The sequence below is a fragment of the Limnobacter sp. UBA3528 genome, from assembly GCF_002377005.1.
GTDB lineage: Bacteria > Pseudomonadota > Gammaproteobacteria > Burkholderiales > Burkholderiaceae_B > Limnobacter.
On sequence record NZ_DFOZ01000031.1, the window covers coordinates 65,328 to 84,781 of the forward strand.

Consider the following 19,454-nt stretch of genomic DNA (forward strand, 5'->3'; position numbering starts at 1 on the left):
ACAACCTGCTTTAGAAACTCAAAATCACGTTAAACAGAAAGGAGTAAGGGTCCTTGTCTTCCGGAAACAATTCTTTGTAGCCCTTACCCGGCAAGAGTTTGGCGAACGACCCGTTCACCACAATATTTTGTGAGAAGAATGGTCGGTACTGAAAACCCACTGACGCATCAATGCCCAGGTCGGTGGAGGGAGGGCGCTGTTGTCGCAATGTGCCCAGCACATTGGTGTTGTCGAACTCAAGCTTGTTCAGGTTGGCCACCAAACGCAACTCGGGCAATACATCAATATCGGCACCAATACCCACTAACAACAGCCCTGGGTTGATGAAATTCGATTGTCCCTGTTCTTTGCTTGAACGCAGGGAGGGCAACACGCCGTTTCGGCCTGACAAAGCCACTCCACCGCCGCCGATCAAAGGAATATTTTGACGGATGAAAAAGCTGGTGTCGGCCCCTGCAAATTGGGGGTTCTCAAAAATTGCATCGAAACCTTCGGCTTTGCCATCAAAGGGATCTTCATCACCCGATGCATACAGGAAACTGCCACGCAAGCGGAACCAGTCAAAGTCGCGCGACAATTCCGTGGCATGAAAGAATGCATCAATGTCTTGCTCGCGCTGGGCGAGCGGGTGTCGATCCGTTTTACCTGTGGCGTAATAAGTTGACGTGGTAATGTTCATGCGGCCGTAATGGCCGTCACCGCTGAAACCAAAATAGTCCACGTGGTAGCCAAACGGTTTTTGATCGCCAAGCGATGAAGGGCGCGCCAGAAATCCGTTCGCATCAAAGTAACGCTCACCGTCTTCATCATTGCGGTTGTGAATGTAGGAAACCTGGCTGGTGAAACCCAAAAACGGGAAGTCTTGCCGATACAGGTTGGCCACGAAAAAATCATCGTCGCGCAAGTCTTGCCGAATGTCGTTCAAACCGCTGTTGGTGTCTTTTTCAACCCGCTTGAAGTAGCCAATGTTGTACTGGTAAATGTTGTTGTTGCGGTTGCCGAACAGGCGGATACCCATGGGCAAATCCTGAAACAGGAAACCACGGAAATCGCTGATGAATGGCTGAATACCCACACGCAAACTGTCGAAATCGTAACGATCGGATACGTTGCGCAGGTGTACATCGACAAATGCTTCCTGAATGCCCACAAACCCTTCACGGCGAACATCGCCGGAAGAGGATGCAATTTTCAGCAAGCGGTCTTCATTCACCCGCACATCGGTGTAGTTGAATACCGGTGTTAAACGGAACTCGTAGTCTGGTGGTTTGAACGTGGTGTTGCCTTTGGTCAGCGACAAACTCACGATCAGGTTGTGGGCAAATATGGATTGTTCACCATCACCAAAAATATTGGCTTGCCCAGGGGTACTCGATGTGGCCGGTGGCACAGGCACCGGGAAGTTGCGTTGCTCGTACAGCGTGTCGGCAATAATACCCAGGTTGAAAAACCAGTCGGGGCCGAGTGTGTTTTGCAACACGGGCAGGTCGCCCTTGATCACGTTCTGGTTGTAAGGGTCAAACAAGGGAAACTTGAAACCCAGTGACTGCATGATGCGCCAGCGATCCGGCACTGCCACGGTTTCACGGGGCAGGTTGGGCAAAGGCGGGGGCACTTGGCTGGGGTCGATCACTGGTATTGCAATGTCGCGCGGCACGATTGGTGTGTCTCGGCCCGGAATGGCACGTTGTACCTGCGGTGTTTGAGGAACCAGGCCAGGTGTTGCAGTGCTCGAAGGGCGAATGCCAGTGCCTGGCTGGTCTTGCAGCACATCGGCGGAAAAAGCGCGGGGCGCGAATACGCCCAGGGATTGCTCGCCGAATTGGCCGGTACCCTGTTGAACCCAGCCGTCGGTGCTGCCTAAGAAGCCACCCAAGAGGCTGTCTTGAATACGAACCCGGTACCAGCCGTCTTTCTCTTCATACGCATCCACCAATTGGCCCTTGAAAAACTCGCCGATTGCGCGAGATTCCTTGTTGGGCTTTGCATGCACAATGCTGCGGTTGTCGAAAACCTGCAGTAACACCAGTGGGCGTTCGGCGTTTTCAAGTTCTGCCATGTCCGGTATGCCCGCTACTTTTCGGGTGACCTTCTCAACAGTGTCCGTGACCTGGGTAACCAAATTGGGCTTTGTTTCGCCTCGAATATCTGCCCGAATTTGTGCCATTGCGGGCAGGGGCAACAAACCGGCCAAGATAAGCCCCACGGCCAAGGGTTTCAAACGCATGATGTTGTTCTTGTTCATGGTGTTGGGCACACGTTTTGTTCACTGCTGTTGTTGAACGGAGTTTGCGGGCACTGCACATACTTCAAAAATTCGCCTGAATTGGACAATTCATTCGCGGTCAGCAAGGTTGAGGGGAACGGCCGCATGGTACTGCCCACAGCTGCTGCGCCATTGATCACGCCCAGGTAGCCCACCATGTCATCCTGGTCCACGCCATCACCGGATACGCCGACCGCACCCACCAGTGCATCGCCCTTGTAAATCGGGAAACCCCCCGGGAATATTTGCATGCCATTTGCAAAGCGGTTTTGTCGACCTGCCGGAATATTCGCGTCGTCTACACAGGTGAGCGCTGCTGGTGGTGAAAATTGATTGGCTGCGCGTGTAGTGGCGGTGAGGGTACCCAGCACCTTGTTGGTCACAATGTTCAGTTGAAAGCCAACGTTGAATGGGCTCCACTGTGCGATCGGGGAGGAGAGCGGTCCTGTTGGGGTACCCACTTCACCGTCTGGAAAGTAGGGGCGGTGCACGTTGCCAATTGCCCGCGCTGAGTAGGCCGCAGAGCCGTTCAAGGCTGTTGTCGTTTGCGTGAAAAACGTATTCATTGCGTTGGCAAATGCCGCATGGTTACCTGCATCAATTGCATTGAAGTCAGTCAATGCTTCAGCTGAACTGAATGTGAGCGCAGAGCGCGCTTTTTGTACTGACACATCGGTGCCAAATATCGGTGCATCGGATGAACGAACCAAACCCAAAACCTGACCAGTGGTGTCAACCACGCTGACGGTAACTTGTGCGGCGGCGCCTAGCGGTATGCGAATTTGTGCACGGGCCCGGTTGGCAATCTTCATGCCTTCAACCAGAATATTTTGAACCTCAGTTTGGGTCAGATTGCCGCCTGCACTTGGAGGAAAACGTACCGATGTGTTGTCCGCGGGGTTGGTGATCAGGGTAAATGTATCCAAGCCGTTGAAGGCCGGGGCGGTGGTTGCCACGTAGCCTGATTGACTGGTCCCGTAAGAGGTGCCCGCGATTACATCCGCAACTTCTTTGTAGCCGGTAACCGCTACAAAATTTCCATTCCCAGCCAGCGCCGCGGCGCCAGCCATTGCGGGTGTGGTGTTGGAAAACTGAAAGGTCTGACCGTTTGCAGTAATACGATTTGCGCGAATTTGAGCGGGCGCCCGGAAGGCCTCAGGCAATGCGGCAAACGCGATTTCTTCTTCCAGGTCGACTTCATTGGTGAGGATGTCACGGTCCAGGCCGTACACGCCTTGGGTACCGGCATCGGTTGATGCAATCACGCCAATGCCACCCACCACCCGGCCTTCCTGATAAATCGGGAATCCGCCCGGATCGGCCGACAATCCCAATGGCGATCGTTTCGGTCCAATAGTCGCATTCTGGGAAAGCCACACATTAAGGTCCGAGCAGGGCAGTTGGCTGAACTGCACGCCATAAAGTGGGCCGCTTGGCTGACCTGTTTCCCCTGGCTGAAAAAATTCCTGAACAATTTGGCTGGCCGTACGGGTGCTAAATGCATTGCCGGTCGAAGACAAGTAGGCTCCGGTAATTGCTTTCGCAATCGCAGCCAATTCGCTGGGCACGGGTGTGAATCCGTCGAGGCCTCTGCCATTGGCACCGCTCAATCCGCTAGTGATGATGACCGTCGGGCTGGAGTTTGTCATCCGATAGACAGCCAACACATTGCCAACCCGGTCTGTAATTGCAATGGTTGATTGCACGTCGCGGGAGATCGAAGCCTGCACCGCGCGGGCCACAATATCGTTCACCTCCGGGATGGACAGGCTTTGTGTTCCCAAAGGTTCGATATTGAAATTAGTCTCGGACGAGCTTCCACCGCCACCCCCGCCACCGCAAGACACCAAGATGAATGGTGTTGCAAGGCATACGGCCACTCCCATGGCCATTCTTTTTAATTGGGTTGCTGTGCCTGTCATGGCATTTGTGCGTTTGCGCATCGACTTCTAACTCGCTCATCTTTGTTTTTCAATGGACTTGCTTGCCTGCAAAGTCCCCAGTTCACTGCTGGTCTGTCTACTCAAGCTACTGCGTCGAATGGCGATTACTTCACTGCCACTTCTTTTTTATGTATATGGTATTCGTGGCACACGCCACAGTCTGACTGAACTTTGTTGAGCACGGGTTTACTGCCCGCATGACAAGTTTGACAACCTTCAATTGCGGGCATCAGTACATCACTGGCTTCTTCGGATTTGGCCGCTTTGTGACAACTGTCACAACTTTCAAAGGCGTGTGCCTGGTGGTCGAATTTGGCCATGGGCATCCACGGGTGGGCAGGATTGATCTCGGCAATCTCGTACTGTGGCATTCTGGAGCCAGAGGTTTTCGTATTGCCCAGACCATCCACGGCTTTTACTTCGTGACATACCGAACATGCGGTGTTCTCAAACAACTCCACTGTGGCAAAAGCAGCCTGCGCACGTGGGTTTCCGCTCAGGTTTCGCAGGTTGGATCGATTCGGGTCTTTCTCGCCAGGGCGCGCCCGTAAAACAGCGCGTTGCGCATTTACCCTGTTCCGTTCTTCAGGGTGAAGTGCCAGATAACTGTAAAACTCTTCAACGGTGCTCAGCACTGCATCGACTGGGCCGTGGGGAACCTGTCGATCAGGCAAAGCAGGCTCAAAACTCAGCTTGTGACATTCCTGGCAGTGGCTTTCCATGCTGAGTGTTTTAAACCCTGTAGCTGTGTCCGCTGGCTCGTGACAGTTGGCGCATTCCATCACAACCTTCTTGCTTGGGCTGTCAATGCCCTTGGGGTCGAGATGAATGTCGTGGGGGAATTTCAGGCTGGTTTTCTCGGTAATGGGTGTGTTTGCCACCATCCGAATTCGGCGCAAATCACTGGGTTCCGGACCAGTAGCCACTGTGATTCTGAATGCCGGGTGTTTGTCTGCGGCAAAGTCGTTGACTGCCAATGTTTCAGTTTTGGGTGCCACAGTTTTAATATCTGCATGGCAAGCCGCACAGTCGGTGCCCACAAAATGTTTGTTTTGTTCTGCAAGGCTTTCGCGCCCTTTGTGGTCTCGATGGCAGCTTGCGCAGCGGCCCTCCTCAAATGAGGTGTCGGGCAGCGTTTGCTCGGTCACATGCAGACCCATATTGCTGTGGCACACCAAGCAGCTTTCGTCTTTCACTCTTGAGAAATTACCGGTATGACAAGCTTGGCAGTCGCCTTCCAGATTCGAGTGCGCTGAGGCCAACGGGCCCGGGTTCCAGATTGAATCGAGTGCCAGTGCCGTCATGTTTCTCGTGCTTGAAACCTGGGTACTTTGAAGGCTTGGGTGCGCATTTACCGGCAATTGGTCGGCAGGCACAGTTTGCGTTTTTTCGTCAGAGCCTTTGGACTCAAAGCCAAACAGCTCAGGTGCTTGCATGGCCACTAAAGGCAAAACAAAGAACGCAAAGAGAATGGGTACGAAAAATATCCAGGACAGGGGGCGCTTTAGCCCCAAGGGTTTTTGTAATGCCTGTTGCTCACGTTGAAGCGGGCTTTTTTCTTGTTCGGCCATGTTCGCTTACCAGTAAATAAAAACAGACAGCACGTGCGTAATCAACGCCGCCAGAAGGCCAAATGACAATGGAACGTGGATGGATAGCCACAGCTCAAGCCAGTACCGTAAGTGGTAATAACGGCGCAATTGTTTCAAGGCGCGCAATCGCTGCACCTGGTTTCTGTACAGGTCAGAGAGGTTGTCAGCCTGCGTCATTTCCCGCTGCAGATAATTGACAGCATTCTCGGTGGCGCAGTCTTTAACATTCCCCCTGCGTTGGCTTTTGCGGTTGGGGTAAATGCTTTGTTTGTGTGAAGCAGCGATAACACGCCCGACCATATCAGCTACATTCTTAAGCTGTTTTTGTGCCTCGCGGTCGAGGGTTTGAATTTGTTCCACTATTTGTTCGGGACTTTGGCGATTCAGAACGTTCGACATTTCAGTGGGATAACGCAAATAAAAACTGAGTCCCCAAACACCTGTGCCAATGGTTGCCATGGTCAGCACATATGCCAACGAATGCACGTTCCAGCCAATCTGAAAGCCGGTGTGCAATGTTGCTACCACCGACAGAGCCAAGCCCAAATAAATATGTGCGGATACCCAGCCGCGTAGGTTGCCTGTTTCGTTGGCGTACTGGCGCTTGCGTACACCAAACCACATCAGCCAAACAATGAGTAGGGCACCAATGGTTCCCAGGGTATAGCCCAGCCAGGTTCCGCCATTGGCATTGATTCTTGGTTGATCGAAAAGGTAGGCAAACGATGAAATGAGCGTCAGCAGCAAGGCCCATTTCAGGAAAACAAATCGTTTGTAGTTGAACAGGTTGTCCTGAATCATGTGTTCAGCGCCTAGGCGAATGGTCAGAGGTAATGCTGCTCAGGGTTTACGCTTAATTCTGTATAGCCGTTAATGTTACGTGATCATTGGTGATGTTAGTATCCCTACTTCATGTCTGGGGGTTAACAATTGAGTCTTGACGTGGCCTTTGTCGGCTTTATCTTCCTGTTTTTCCTAGTATTTTGCCTGTATTTTGCGTGGAAAGGATTTTTTTTCTCCAATGATCAAAAAACCACGAATGAGGTAGGGTCTCTGGAAGAAAGCCCTGAGTGGCGGGCTTTTTTGAACCGGCGCCAGGAAATCGAAACAGACCCCACGCTCGACACTTCCAGTAAACAGGTATTGATCGACAATTGGCTAACCATGGCCAGCGAGAGCAAGCCGCACATGGCTTCGGCCGCAGTTGTTTCTCCCCTTCGTCCGTCTTGGGCGCGACCAAATACCATGTCATGGTTGATCGTGGCCAGTTTGGGGTTTGCGGTTTTGTTTACCTACCTCATTGGTGCAATACATCCCGGTGTGTTGAAATGGCCTGAAGCGAACTCTGTGAATGCGCTTGCGCCCAGTGTTGATCAATCAGTGGTTGCTTCCGCCGGGCATCCTGGCGATGGTGCCAGTCTCGAGGACCGGCTTGCGGGCTTGCAAGCAAGGCTTGCGCAGCAGCCTGATGATTTGCGTGGTTGGGTACTGCTGGCACGAACACATGCCTCCATGTCCAATTACCTTGAAAGTGCGAATGCTTTGAAAAAAGCGCTGGAATTAACGCCAGGGCATCCAGACATTCTTGCGGATCTTGCTGACATGACCGCGATGGCACAGGGCAGGCAACTGGCAGGTGAGCCTGAAACTTACATTGCAGCTGCGCTGCAAAGCGATCCCCGCCATGAAAAGGCGCTTGCCTTGGCTGCAAGTGCAGCGGAGCAAGCCGGTGACAATGACAAAGCGCAGGTGTACTGGCAATTGCTTAGCCAGGTTCAGCAAGCCAGTTTGAAAAATTCAAACCCAAGGCCCGAGGACATTCTCACTTCCGTGAACGTCACTATTCCCGAGGCAGCCTTAAGTAGATTGAAAGAAAACTCTGCACTGTTTGTTTTCTTAAAGGCGCAGCCTGGCCCTGGCATGCCCTTGGCTGTGGTTCGTGTACCCGCATCTCAATTGACGGTGGGTGAACAGGCTGTGCGAATAGGGCCAGGTGACTTTATCCAGGAGGGTGGCGTTGCAGCCATGCCCGACACGGTTCATATTCAAGCACGTTTGTCGATTCAAGGCATGGCCCAAACTGGTATGGGTGATATCGAGTCAAGTTGGCAAACGCTTTCCCGCAATCAACTCGCTTCAGGTGTGGATTTAAGTTTGCCGGAACTTACGGCCAATCGATGATGCATATTTCACTCTCCGCCACTCGCCTGCAAGTTAGAACGCAGGCACTGGAAGCAGCTGGTGTGGTGTTGTCTGGCCCAATCGGATTTGAATTAATGCCGGGTGAGATCAATGTGATTCGTGGTGGAAACGGCGTTGGAAAGTCGACCTTGCTGAGGTTGATGAGTAATGCGTTGCCGGGCCAGTGTGTTTTGTTCAAGCCCGAGTTTGGCCTGCGCGATGAATTGTTGGTCCACACACATCTGCAGATTGTGTTGGATCATTTGGGCGTTGACAGTGCCCAAATTGAACCGTTGCTTGACAGGGTAGGGTTGGCCAATTGGCAATACGAGCGAATTGGAACCCTGTCCTCAGGGCAACGTGCACGTTTGGGTCTGTGTACCTTGATGGCTGGGCAGTTCAGGGTGTGGTTGCTCGATGAGCCTTTGAATGCACTGGACCACCAAGGCGTTGCAACATTGGCCAGGGTGTTGGCCGCGCATTTACAGCGGGGTGGCATTGTACTGATGGCCACACATGTGGATGCATCGGTATTAACACAGCACTTGGCGGGCGTCTCCGTGAAAGAAGGCAGGATTGACCAGGGTGCCTTGATCGGAGATTTCTCAACGGATGCTGGCGTGGGTGATGCTCGTACTCAAGCAATCGAGCAGGCCGCAAAAGTCAATTTGCGTGCATTGCTCAAACGCGATTGGGCGGTGGCTTTGGGCAATCCACAAGCCCTGTTGTGGGGTGCTTTGTTTCACTGGATGGTGTTGAGTTTTTTTGGAATCGGGCTTGGAAAGCCAAGCGCCGAATTTGCACAGGTGGCCGTGTGGGTCAGCTTGTTGCTCGCATTGATGTTGGGTGCCAAAGACTGGTTTGCAGAAGATCACCGCACAGCTTGGCTTGGTTTTGTATCAGGCCTTAATCCCGATAATATCGCTTTGTATTGGTTGGTGAGGGTTATATTTTTGGTGCTGTGCCAAGTGACCGTGCTGGTACCTGTTACTGGTCTGGTGGCGTTACAACTGGGTTTGCACGCCACGCAAACCTTCGACTTGGCCTTGGCTTTGAGCCTGGGTATTTGGGCTGTGGCACCTGTATTGGGATTGATTGCCCTGTTGGTGATGTTGACCCGCGGTGGTGCAGTTCTGGTCTATTTGTTGGCTTTGCCATTGTTGGTCCCGGTTTTAATTTTTGGGCTTGAGGCCAGTCAGGCCAATGGCTTGGGTCGCAGTGCAATTGCGCCGCTCGCTGTGCTTGCGAGTGTGGGAATGTTGGGTTGTTTGCTGGGGCCATTCGTGGCCAAGCGCCTTGTTGGTTTAATACAGGAATAGTGATGTTTGCACAGTTGGCTTCACCCCCCAAATTCCACGCCCTGGCCAGTTGGCTTTGGGTGTGGCTGCTCGCAGCGGGCGTGCTGCTGCTGGGGTTTGGTTTGTACACGGGTTTGTTTCTGGCTCCTGTCGATGGGCAGCAAGGCGAGGTGTATCGGGCCATTTATGTGCATGTTCCAGCCGCCTGGATGTCGATGTTCCTGTATTTGGTGGCCTGTGCCTATGCAGGTTTGAATTGGGTGTATCGCAGTGATGTATCTGCAGTGATGATGCGGGCTTTGTTGCCTACCGGTGCTTGGATGACTGTGTTGGCCCTGGTCACTGGTGCGCTATGGGGCAAACCCACATGGGGTACCTACTGGGTTTGGGATGCCCGGATGACTTCCGAGCTTTTGCTGTTGTTCATTTATCTGGGTCTCATTGCTTTGGGCCAACTGACCACCAACCCGGCCAAGGCTGATCGTGTATTGGCTGTTGGGCTGTTGATTGGTGCTGTGAACATTCCCTTGATTTACCTCTCGGTGGTTTTCTGGAATACGCTTCATCAGGGTTACAGCGTGTCGATGAGTGGCAGCCGAATTCACCCTGACATTGCCATGGGCATGTGGCTCAGCGTGTTGGGGTTCTGGTTGATTTGTGCCAGCTCGGTGTTGAACCGAGCGCGGCGTTTGTTGGTACAAAGGCGTTGGGTGTAAAGGGCAGAAGGCAAAACAATGATTCTTGATGCATGGCAAACAATTTGGGCTTGCGTAGGTTTAAGCCTCTTGATTCTGGTTGTGGATGGTGTGTTGGCTGGCCGAGCAGGCCCCAGCAAAACCGATCTGGTTCGTCAAAAAAAGAGAGATGACCGAATGGTTGGGCTCGGTAAAGGGGTAGGCAATGAGTAATGCACGCGCGCATCGCGCGGCTTGGCTGGCAGCCATTGTTGTGGTGGCTTTGGGTTTTGGTATTGCCTTGGTTAAAGTGTTTAACGAGAACCTGGTTTTTTTCTACACCCCCACTCAAATACTGGGTGGCGAAGTGCCCACAGGTGAAAAAACCTATCGCCTGGGTGGCATGGTCGAGGTGGGCAGCGTTCAACGCGAGGCCGACTCATTGAAAGTTCGTTTCGTGGTCAGCGACCTGAACAACAAAGTGCCGGTTGAGTTCAATGGCATTGTTCCGGATTTATTCAAGGAAGGCACAGGCGTTGTCGCAGATGGCCAATGGGACGGCACCACATTCAAAGCCTCTGAGGTGTTGGCCAAACACGATGAGGACTACATGCCACCTGGAGTTCAAGAGTGATCGCTCTCATCTCGCAGTTTAGCCTGGCCCTGGCCACTGTCTTGGCCCTGTTTGGTGCGGTAGCGGGGTTCGCCGCAGTGCGCGGCGTGTACAACCATAATCCAGCAGTTCCTTTGTTGAAATCGATTCAACGCAATGTGTTGCTGGTCTCTGGGCTGGTCAGTATTGCCTTTGTTGGTTTGGTCTATTCCTTTGTGATCAGCGATTTTTCAGTTCGCAACGTGGCTGAAAATTCCAACCTGGCTCTGCCGGTTTTTTACAAAGTGGCCGCAAGCTGGGGTTCTCATGAAGGCTCATTTTTGCTTTGGGTGCTCATGTTTGCGGGTTGGACTCAAGCAGTGGCATGGGCCAAATTCGAGGTGTCTGCCTGTTTCAAAGTGCGCGTACTGGCCACCTTGCAATTGGTGCTGGTGGGTTTTCTGCTTTATTTGTTAATTGCCAGCAACCCCTTTGAATACCTGTACCCCACACCTGTAGATGGACGAGACCTTAACCCGCTGCTGCAAGACATTGGCATGATCATTCATCCGCCCCTGTTGTACATGGGTTATGTAGGTTTCGCAGTGACTTTTGCTTTCGCAGTGGCAGGTTTGCTCGAGGGGCGCTTCGACATGACCTGGGCACGCTGGAGCCGCCCCTGGACCAATGTGGCCTGGGCCTTTTTGACCATGGGTATTGCATTGGGCAGCTGGTGGGCTTATCGCGAACTGGGCTGGGGTGGTTGGTGGTTTTGGGACCCCGTTGAAAACGCATCCTTGATGCCATGGCTGGCGGGTACAGCATTGATCCACTCTTTGGCCGTGTCTGAAAAAAGGGGTGCCTTGCGCAGTTGGACTTTGCTGCTGGCGCTCACCACGTTTGCTCTGTCGCTGTTGGGTACATTTCTGGTTCGCTCGGGTGTGCTTACCTCGGTGCATGCTTTCGCAACAGACCCTGAACGTGGCGTGTTCATTCTTGCCTTGTTGTTTCTTGTGGTGGGTTCTTCCTACATTCTGTATGCCCTTAAAACAGGCGAGGTGGGGCAGGGTGGTAACTTCAAGGCCACTGGGCGCGAGTCGCTGCTGTTGTCCAACAACGTGCTGATGAGTGCTGCTTTGGTGGCTGTGATGTTGGGCACCCTTTACCCTTTGGTCGTCGAGGTGATTGGTGGTCGAAAAATGTCGGTGGGGCAACCTTACTTCGAGGCCATGTTTGCGCCTATTTTGTTGCCTGCGGTCTTACTGATGGCATTGGGCCCTGATTCACGCTGGCGCGAAACGCGTTTGGCGCAATATATCAAGCCGGGGGCGGTGGCTTTTGCTGTGGCTGTGCTGGTGTTGTTGGGCGCAGCGCTATTCAATGGTTATTTCAGCCTGTTGTGGGCTGTTGGTGTGGTGTGTGCGGTGTTCATGGCGGTGGCCACGCTGGCCCACGCAGCGGTGGCCACACGCAAAGCAGGGGCCAACATTCCCGAAAGCGGTTTGCTGTATCGCATACGCCGTTTGTCCTTGTCCTATTGGGGCATGGTGCTTGCGCATTTGGGAGTGGCGGTGTTTGTGGTGGGTGTCAGCTGGGTAAAAACCTTCGAGACTGAAACTGATTCTGTGCTTAAGCCAGGAGAAACCTCTGAAATTGGCCCATGGCGTGTCACTTTCATTGGCGTTGATTCCGTACAGAGGCAAAACCATGTGGCTGCTCTGGGCGTGTTCGAGTTAACGCGTGGCGATGGCACCTTGATCCACTTGCTGGAACCGGAGAAACGTCGCTATCAAAGTTCAGAGCAAATCATGACTGAAGCGGCCATTCACAGCGATTGGTTTTCCGACGTGTACATCGGCCTCGGCGATGCCGTTCAAAGCAGTGAAAACGCCGGGGCGTGGGGCGTGCGCCTGTATTACAAGCCATTGATCAACCTGATTTGGTGGGGTTGTGCTTTGATGGCACTGGGTGGTTTGCTTACCGTGTTTGATCGCCGTTACCGGCCCAGAAAGAATGCGGTGGCGGCATGATCAAGAAACGCTTGCGCCTGTATTTGCCAATTTTGGTCTTGTTGTTTTTGGGTGTGTTTTTGCTCCGTGGTTTGTGGCTTGACCCCAAGAAATTACCCTCCGCATTGATTGGTAAGCCCGCGCCTGCGGTAGTGCTTCCCGTGCTCAGCTTTAACGGGCCAGAGGCTGATGCAGTGCAAATTGCCGACATTCAAACCCTTCAAAACATCGATGAATTGAAAGGCCAGCCGTGGGTACTGAATGTGTTCGCATCGTGGTGCCAGGCTTGCTTGGTGGAGCACCCGCATTTCATTGCTTTGGCAAAACAGAACAAAATCAAGCTGGTGGGCTTGGCTTACAAAGACGACCTGGCCAACACCCGCCGTTGGCTGGCGCAATACGGTAATCCTTATGACTTGATCCTGGTAGACCAGCAAGGTCAGTACGGCATTGAATTGGGTGTGTATGGCGTGCCCGAAACTTTTTTAATGAGCGCCAACAACACGATCATTCACAAGCAGGTGGGGCCAATTCCCGCTGATTATTTCGACAGCATGGCACTGCCCGCAATAGAGGCTTCCCGATGAATATGAATGATCTAAATGCAGCTGAGAAAGAACAGTACAAGGAAGTGGCCAGTGAGTTGCGTTGCTTGGTGTGCCAGAACCAGTCGCTGGCTGATTCTCATGCTTCTTTGGCCGTCGATTTGAAAGACAAAATTGCCGAGCAAATTCGTGCTGGCAAAACCAACGAAGAAATTAAAAGCTATATGCAAGATCGCTATGGCGAGTTTGTGATCTACAAGCCCGCGTATAGCATGGAAAATGCGGTGTTGTGGTTGGGACCTTTTGTGGTGTTGGTAATTGCGGTGGTGTTGGCGCGCAAAGTGGGCAAGGGTTACAAAATACCAAAAGATGAAATGCCCCCCACCATGGCCGGCGACAGTGACTGGGCAGAAAAACTTTACGACGACGCAAAAAAACGCGAAGCGAAGAAATAAAAAAACCGAACCGTGATTGCTCAGGGTTCGGTTTTTTTGTATCAAACAACAGCTTTACTTCAATGGCTTATAGCGCACTCGCTTCGGGCGAGCACCTTCTTCACCAAGTCGCTTGATTTTGTCGGCTTCGTATTCCTGAAAGTTGCCATCAAAGAACACCCACTGGGAATCGCCTTCACAGGAAAGAATGTGTGTGGCAATGCGGTCCAGGAACCAGCGGTCGTGCGATGTCACCAGCACAGTGCCCGCAAATTCCAGCAGCGCGTCTTCCAGCGAACGCAGTGTTTCCACATCCAGATCGTTTGATGGTTCGTCCAGCAGCAACACGTTGCCGCCAGAAATCAAGGTTTTGGCCAAATGCAAACGGCCACGTTCACCACCGGACAAATTGCCGATCAATTTTTGCTGGTCGCCGCCCTTGAAGTTGAAGCGGCCCAGGTAAGCACGTGAAGGCATCTCGAACTTGCCCACTGTCAGAATGTCTGCGCCATCGGCCACGCCATCGAACACGGTTTTGTCGTTCGGCAAGGAATCACGCGTTTGGTCAACCACAGCCATGCGCACGGTTGAACCTATTTTGATGTTGCCGCTTGTGGGTTGTTCAGTGCCCGCCAGCATTTTGAACAGGGTAGATTTACCCGCACCGTTGGGGCCGATCACACCCACAATTGCGCCGGGTGGAATCTTGAAGCTCAGGTTGTCAATCAGCAAGCGATCGCCAAAGGCTTTGCTCACATTTTCAAATTCGATGACTTCATTGCCCAAACGCTCTGCCACAGGAATGAAAATTTCCTGTGTCTCGTTACGCTTCTGGTATTCATGGCTCGACAATTCCTCAAAGCGTGCAATACGCGCCTTTGACTTGGCTTGTCTGCCTTTTGGGTTTTGACGAACCCATTCCAATTCTTTCTTCAAGGCTTTCTGGCGAGCGCTTTCGCTGCTTTCTTCCTGCTTCAGGCGATCCTGTTTCTGGTCCAGCCAGGAACTGTAGTTGCCTTTCCATGGAATGCCAGATCCACGGTCCAGTTCCAGAATCCATTCCGCAGCGTTGTCCAGGAAGTAGCGGTCGTGGGTTACAGCAACCACAGTGCCGGGGAACTTGTGCAGGAACTGTTCAAGCCAGTGCACTGATTCAGCGTCCAGGTGGTTGGTGGGCTCGTCGAGCAGCAACATGTCCGGTTTGCTCATCAACAGGCGACACAAAGCCACCCGGCGTTTTTCACCACCGGACAAATTGGCCACATTGGCTTCCCAGGGTGGCAGGCGCAGTGAATCGGCTGCAATTTCCATCAAGTGTTCTGCATCATTGCCTGCGGCAGAAATGACCGCTTCCCACTTGGCTTGTTCTTCAGCCAGCTTGTCAAAGTCGGCTTCCGGGTCGGCATAGGCAGCGTAAATTTCTTCCAGTTTTTGCTGGGCCATGCCCAGTTCGCCCAGGCCTTCTTCAACAGCTTGGCGCACAGTGTGTTCCGGGTTCAGTTCAGGTTCCTGGCTCAAATACCCAATGTTCAAATTGGGCATGGGCACGGCTTCGCCTTCGATGTCTTTGTCCACACCCGCCATAATTTTCAGCAAGGTGGATTTGCCAGAGCCGTTCAAGCCCAGCACACCAATTTTCGCGCCGGGGAAAAAGCTCAGCGAAATGTTTTTCAAGATCTGGCGCTTGGGGGGAACAATTTTCCCCACGCGGTTCATGCTGTAGACGTACTGGGCCATTCGGTTTCCAATTCAATAGGTTTAACGTTGCCGCAATTTTAAATCATCGCAGGCAGTTGGGGGGTTAAAGCTTGGCGTTCTTTGCTGGCCTCACCCAGCAAGGCCATGCCAAGCAGGGCGCCGTCCTTGCCCTTGAACAAGGCTTTCACACCGTTCTCGTCCGCTGTAATTTCCCATTCGCCTTCATGTTCAGGCAAAGGTGGGTTGACCACTGCCGGGCAATCGGGCGTTTTGATGCTGACCGGCATGGCCGGGAATTTGATCTCGGTGGGCTTGCCTGCCAGTGTTTGCGCCATGGCGCGTGCGGCTTGCATCACTGGCATGATGTAGGGCAGAACGAACTTGCCCAGGTATTCTGCGCAATCACCCAAGGCATAAATGTTTTTGTTGCTGGTCTGTCCAAGGTTGTTCACCACGATGCCGCGCGACACATCAAGATTCGCATGTTTCGCAAGTTCAGTACGTGGCTTCAAGCCGACGGCTGATAACACCAAATCAGCTTGGGTTGTTTCGCCTGTGGAATCAGTGAGTGTGTAGCCTGCCCCGTTCTTTACAACGGAACTCACTGTGCGACCCAGTTTCCAGCTCACGCCTTTCTCGGCCAGTTTGTTTTGCATGAAGGAACTGGCTTGTTCGGGCAACAGTCGAGCCAAAGGACGATCGGCCAAGTCAAACACGGTGGTGTGAATGTCAGCTTTCAACAAATCGTTGGCAAATTCACAACCAATCAAACCCGCACCCAGCACTGCGACTTCTTTCTTGCCGTCCAGCAGTTTTCTGAATTCCGCATAATCATTCAGGTCGTTCACGCTCACCACATCGCCAGCACCAGCACCTTCAATCGGCAGTTTGATGGTGTCGGCACCCAGAGCCAATACCAGGTTGTCGTAGCTGAACTCGCCTGCGCTGCTGGCCAATTTGCGCGTTGATGCATCGATCGAGCTCACGTTTGTATTGGCGACCAGTTCAACTTTTTGCTGGTCTGCAAATTTGGCTGCTGGTGTCATCACCAGGCTTTCGGCTGTCTTGCCGCTGGCCAGTGCATTGCTCAACATAGGCTTGGAATAAAAGTCACCGCTGTCCGCGGTAATCAGGCGAATTTCCGCCTCGGGGTCTGCTTTGCGGAGTTCTCGTACCAAAGTCCAAGCGGCCACGCCGCTGCCAATGATGGTGGTGTTCATAGTTTTAATCCTGTGTGTTGCACTTGAATTTCAATAGTCAATTTCTATAGTTGGTGTTTACCAATCGCCAATCGCTATCGTAAACGCTGAGTACTGGCATTGTAAGCGCAATCCAAATGTATACGGGTGTTTACCAAACAGAGTGGCATTGGTTAAGATGCGCGTAGACATTCGGTTTTCAAGCCATATTCTCAGTTAGGCTTGCTACATTCCTTTATTATCAAACGACTTTTACACAATACACATCAAAGGGAGACAACTTTGAGTACATTTGATCGCGTCGGCACTTCTCGTTTTATCAAAACCGCAGCCTTGGCTTTGTCAGTGACTGTTTTGGCCGCTTGCGGATCAATTACAGGCATCAAAGACATTCCTGAGTATCTGGATTCCGATTTCGAACACGTGGGTCCGCGTGATTTCATCACGAATATCGATTTGGCCCGAATCAAGCTGGGCATGTCGCCGCTTCAGGTGCAAAACCGTTTGGGTATGCCCATGTTGAGCGCGAAAGATCAGGACGATCGCTGGGACTATGTGTTGAAAAAAGGACAGGGAGCCAGCGAAGAATTCGTACCCTATGCTGTTTACTTTAAAGACCAAAAAGTGGTGCGCTTGGCACCGTTAACCCCACCGCCAGCCCCTGTGGCTGAAGCCCCTGCCGAGGCGCCGGCAGTTGATGCGTCTGCTGTTGCAGCGCCCGAAGCCAGCGCAGGCGAAGTGATGGCTCCAGAACCCAGTTTGGCTGTTGGTGCCGATGTGGGCGATGCTGCGGCAATCAACGATATGTTGAGCAACTGGGCCGCAGCCTGGTCTTCCAAAGACGTTCAAGGCTATTTGGGTTTCTATGCAGATACTTTTGAACACGGTAAAAAGTCTCGCGCTGCATGGGAAGGTCAGCGTCGCGCACGCTTGTCTGACAAAGAAACCATTTCTGTCAGCGTGTCTGATGTACAAATTGATGTGCAGTCCGAGGCCTTGGCCACCGTCAAGTTCAAACAAGACTATTCATCGAATCGCTACAATGACTCAGGTATTAAGGTACTAACTTTGTCCAAGGCCAGTGGTGCCTGGAAAATTCAACGCGAAGAATTTCAGAAGTAATTCTTGGCCTGAATGAAAAACCCCTTGCTGAATCAAACAGCAAGGGGTTTTTTTTTATGGTGATTGCTTGGAGAATTTACTGTTCGAAAATCTGAATTTTTCCACAGCCATCGAGACGCTCAACCAGATCACTGCCCATCAGTTTTGATGGAGTGTATGCGCCACCTGCCACATTCTTCTCCATCAAAATAAAGCTGGCCACTGCCAGTGATCCCATCACTGTCAAAGAATATCCGTTGGCCGTTTTTACACGCGCCACCACTTTTTTGCCCTCGGCATTCGTTGCCTCACCCCACACATAAGCTGGCATCTTGGCACGTTGTTCTTCGTTGGGCCCTTCCACTTTCGCAGCCTGTTTTTTCAGAATGCCTTGAATCAGAGACATGCCTAGAATAGGGCGGGCCAGGTTTGCAGCGCGCATCATCCGTACCGATTTAGGTGAGGAAGGAATGTACACCTCAATATTCCGAATCCCAGTGCTGTGGAATGCCGTGGATACATCGCCCCAAGGAATCGTGACTGCAAATTTGGTGCCATTGCCAAAGTTGATTTCACGGGTACTGTAACCCAAGCCTACCGCCTTGATTTCACCATCTTCTCGCACCCGTCCACCCAGCTTCATGGCTTCGACTGTTGTTTTGGCGGTGCCAGCCGACAGTCCGCTTCGGGAATCAAATCCCAATGCCAGGTGTGTTGCATCAGGCAACAATTCATGCAGGCGGGAAGCCACGCAATCTGTGGGAATCACGTCGAACCCTACGCCAGGACACAGCACAATTTTTTGTTTGCGCGCCTTGCCGCTCAGTGACTGGGCCAACTCGAACACTGAAATTTCACCAGTGATGTCCAGGTAGTGTGTTTTGGTCTGCAGGCAAGCCATCATCATTGGCTCGGCTGTCTCTGAAAACGGGCCTGCACAATGCAAAACCAGATCAACCTCATTCAAACCTTCAAGCACCGCAGCTTCATCATTCAATGAAAAGACACGGCTAGGCAAACTCAATTTGTTGGCCAAGGCCGTCACTGCTGCCTCGTTGCGACCTGCCAGAATGGGGCGCATGCCGCGTTTGGCGGCTTCACGTGCAATCATTTCACCGGTGTAACCATTGGCACCGTAAATCATCCAGGGCATTGCGTCTCCTAAAGCGCTTTGGAGCCCGTGTAGGGCTCCCTTGTTGTTTTGTTCAAGATTCCAGTTTGGCTTTTACGCGATCGAGAAACGTACCGACCTGTGCGTCGAATTCAGATTTCACAATGCCTTCTGCAATTCCTTTCATCAGTCTGGGCACAGGCATTTCGAACTCGCCGGTGGAGCGGAACGAGATTGTACATGCCTTGGGGCTGTCTTCCTTAATCACCCAGCCGCCCGACACGGTGGCATTGCCTTCGCCAGGAACCGGATTCCAGTCGATTTTCGATTTGCCGTCGTTTGTGTATTTCACTGCGTACTTCACTTGATGAGAAATACCTGCTGCACCAATCTTCGCCATTTCCCAGCGCCACACCGCATCGCCAAGATCAACAATTTTGTCCAGTTTGGGAAACAGGGCCACGGTGTCTGCAACATCTGCCAACTGGTCGAATGCTTTCTTGGCACTGCATGCCACTTTGAACGATTTTTCGATTTTCACATTCACGTTAACTGCCATATGTCCCTCGCTTTTTATTGTGGATGTTGTACTGCATGGGTTGAAGTGTATCGGTTAATTGGCGCGCTTGTTAGCCCGATGAGGCAACTGGGTGGCGCTTGATCGGGGGCTTGTGAAATCTCGTGAAATACCGGGTTCAACCAAAAACAGCTGTGTTGCGGTGCACTCGAGTGATTGTGTGTTCAAACCGTTGCCCAGATTGATTCTCTTCTATTGAGCCGAGAGATTATGCTGCGCTGCAATGTAAATCAT

The 19,454-nt window shown here is 52.3% G+C and carries 16 protein-coding genes; 8 read left to right on the plus strand and 8 right to left on the minus strand.

The window, feature by feature from the left end:
• Positions 1 to 10 precede the first annotated feature (10 nt).
• The 4 genes from B4N58_RS08930 to B4N58_RS08945 form a co-directional block, all read right to left on the minus strand.
• On the minus strand, positions 11 to 2,245 hold the full coding sequence (locus tag B4N58_RS08930; RefSeq protein WP_291748347.1) for an SH3 domain-containing protein: 2,235 nt from the start codon (positions 2,243 to 2,245) through the stop codon (positions 11 to 13).
• Positions 2,242 to 4,209, minus strand: coding sequence for a heme-binding protein (locus B4N58_RS08935; protein WP_291748350.1), 1,968 nt, complete (start codon positions 4,207 to 4,209; stop codon positions 2,242 to 2,244). Before B4N58_RS08935 ends, B4N58_RS08930 begins: the two co-directional genes overlap by 4 nt.
• Positions 4,210 to 4,313: 104 nt before the next feature.
• Positions 4,314 to 5,780: a cytochrome c3 family protein gene (locus B4N58_RS08940; protein ID WP_291748353.1), complete on the minus strand. Its 1,467-nt coding sequence runs from the start codon at positions 5,778 to 5,780 to the stop codon at positions 4,314 to 4,316.
• A gap of 6 nt (positions 5,781 to 5,786) precedes the next feature.
• Positions 5,787 to 6,602, minus strand: a complete 816-nt coding sequence (locus tag B4N58_RS08945; protein ID WP_291748356.1) for a hypothetical protein — start codon at positions 6,600 to 6,602, stop codon at positions 5,787 to 5,789.
• Between the two features lie 129 nt (positions 6,603 to 6,731).
• Here B4N58_RS08945 and B4N58_RS08950 point away from each other — a divergent pair, with 129 nt between their 5' ends.
• The 7 genes from B4N58_RS08950 (at position 6,732) to B4N58_RS08980 (ending at position 13,555) form a co-directional block, all read left to right on the plus strand.
• Positions 6,732 to 7,982 (plus strand): tetratricopeptide repeat protein, encoded by a 1,251-nt coding sequence (locus B4N58_RS08950; RefSeq protein WP_291748359.1) that lies wholly within the window; start codon positions 6,732 to 6,734, stop codon positions 7,980 to 7,982.
• Positions 7,979 to 9,301: a heme exporter protein CcmB gene (locus B4N58_RS08955; protein WP_291748362.1), complete on the plus strand. Its 1,323-nt coding sequence runs from the start codon at positions 7,979 to 7,981 to the stop codon at positions 9,299 to 9,301. The genes B4N58_RS08950 and B4N58_RS08955 overlap by 4 nt, the downstream gene beginning before the upstream one ends.
• 2 nt (positions 9,302 to 9,303) lie before the next feature.
• Complete coding sequence (ccmC, locus tag B4N58_RS08960; protein WP_040513247.1) at positions 9,304 to 9,996, plus strand: heme ABC transporter permease CcmC; 693 nt, start codon at positions 9,304 to 9,306, stop codon at positions 9,994 to 9,996.
• Between the two features lie 184 nt (positions 9,997 to 10,180).
• Positions 10,181 to 10,588, plus strand: coding sequence for a cytochrome c maturation protein CcmE (gene ccmE / locus B4N58_RS08965; protein WP_291748367.1), 408 nt, complete (start codon positions 10,181 to 10,183; stop codon positions 10,586 to 10,588).
• Positions 10,585 to 12,576, plus strand: a complete 1,992-nt coding sequence (locus B4N58_RS08970; protein ID WP_291748369.1) for a heme lyase CcmF/NrfE family subunit — start codon at positions 10,585 to 10,587, stop codon at positions 12,574 to 12,576. Before ccmE ends, B4N58_RS08970 begins: the two co-directional genes overlap by 4 nt.
• Positions 12,573 to 13,142: a DsbE family thiol:disulfide interchange protein gene (locus B4N58_RS08975; protein ID WP_291748371.1), complete on the plus strand. Its 570-nt coding sequence runs from the start codon at positions 12,573 to 12,575 to the stop codon at positions 13,140 to 13,142. The genes B4N58_RS08970 and B4N58_RS08975 overlap by 4 nt, the downstream gene beginning before the upstream one ends.
• A gap of 2 nt (positions 13,143 to 13,144) precedes the next feature.
• A complete protein-coding gene (locus tag B4N58_RS08980) occupies positions 13,145 to 13,555 on the plus strand; it encodes a cytochrome c-type biogenesis protein (protein WP_291748374.1) in 411 nt (136 codons plus the stop codon).
• Between the two features lie 54 nt (positions 13,556 to 13,609).
• On the opposite strand, the gene ettA is transcribed toward B4N58_RS08980, so the two are convergent.
• On the minus strand, positions 13,610 to 15,271 hold the full coding sequence (gene ettA, locus B4N58_RS08985; RefSeq protein ID WP_291748376.1) for an energy-dependent translational throttle protein EttA: 1,662 nt from the start codon (positions 15,269 to 15,271) through the stop codon (positions 13,610 to 13,612).
• 38 nt (positions 15,272 to 15,309) lie between these two features.
• The gene (locus tag B4N58_RS08990; RefSeq protein ID WP_291748380.1) at positions 15,310 to 16,452 is read right to left on the minus strand and encodes an NAD(P)/FAD-dependent oxidoreductase; all 1,143 of its coding nucleotides are present in this window, start codon (positions 16,450 to 16,452) and stop codon (positions 15,310 to 15,312) included.
• A gap of 261 nt (positions 16,453 to 16,713) precedes the next feature.
• Here B4N58_RS08990 and B4N58_RS08995 point away from each other — a divergent pair, with 261 nt between their 5' ends.
• Positions 16,714 to 17,553 (plus strand): outer membrane protein assembly factor BamE, encoded by an 840-nt coding sequence (locus tag B4N58_RS08995; protein WP_008251134.1) that lies wholly within the window; start codon positions 16,714 to 16,716, stop codon positions 17,551 to 17,553.
• A gap of 76 nt (positions 17,554 to 17,629) precedes the next feature.
• Here the strand turns inward: B4N58_RS08995 and B4N58_RS09000 are convergent, their stop codons facing one another.
• The gene (locus B4N58_RS09000; RefSeq protein WP_040513248.1) at positions 17,630 to 18,685 is read right to left on the minus strand and encodes a saccharopine dehydrogenase family protein; all 1,056 of its coding nucleotides are present in this window, start codon (positions 18,683 to 18,685) and stop codon (positions 17,630 to 17,632) included.
• Between the two features lie 52 nt (positions 18,686 to 18,737).
• A complete protein-coding gene (locus B4N58_RS09005; protein WP_008251138.1) occupies positions 18,738 to 19,202 on the minus strand; it encodes an SRPBCC family protein in 465 nt (154 codons plus the stop codon).
• Between the last annotated feature and the right edge of the window lie 252 nt (positions 19,203 to 19,454).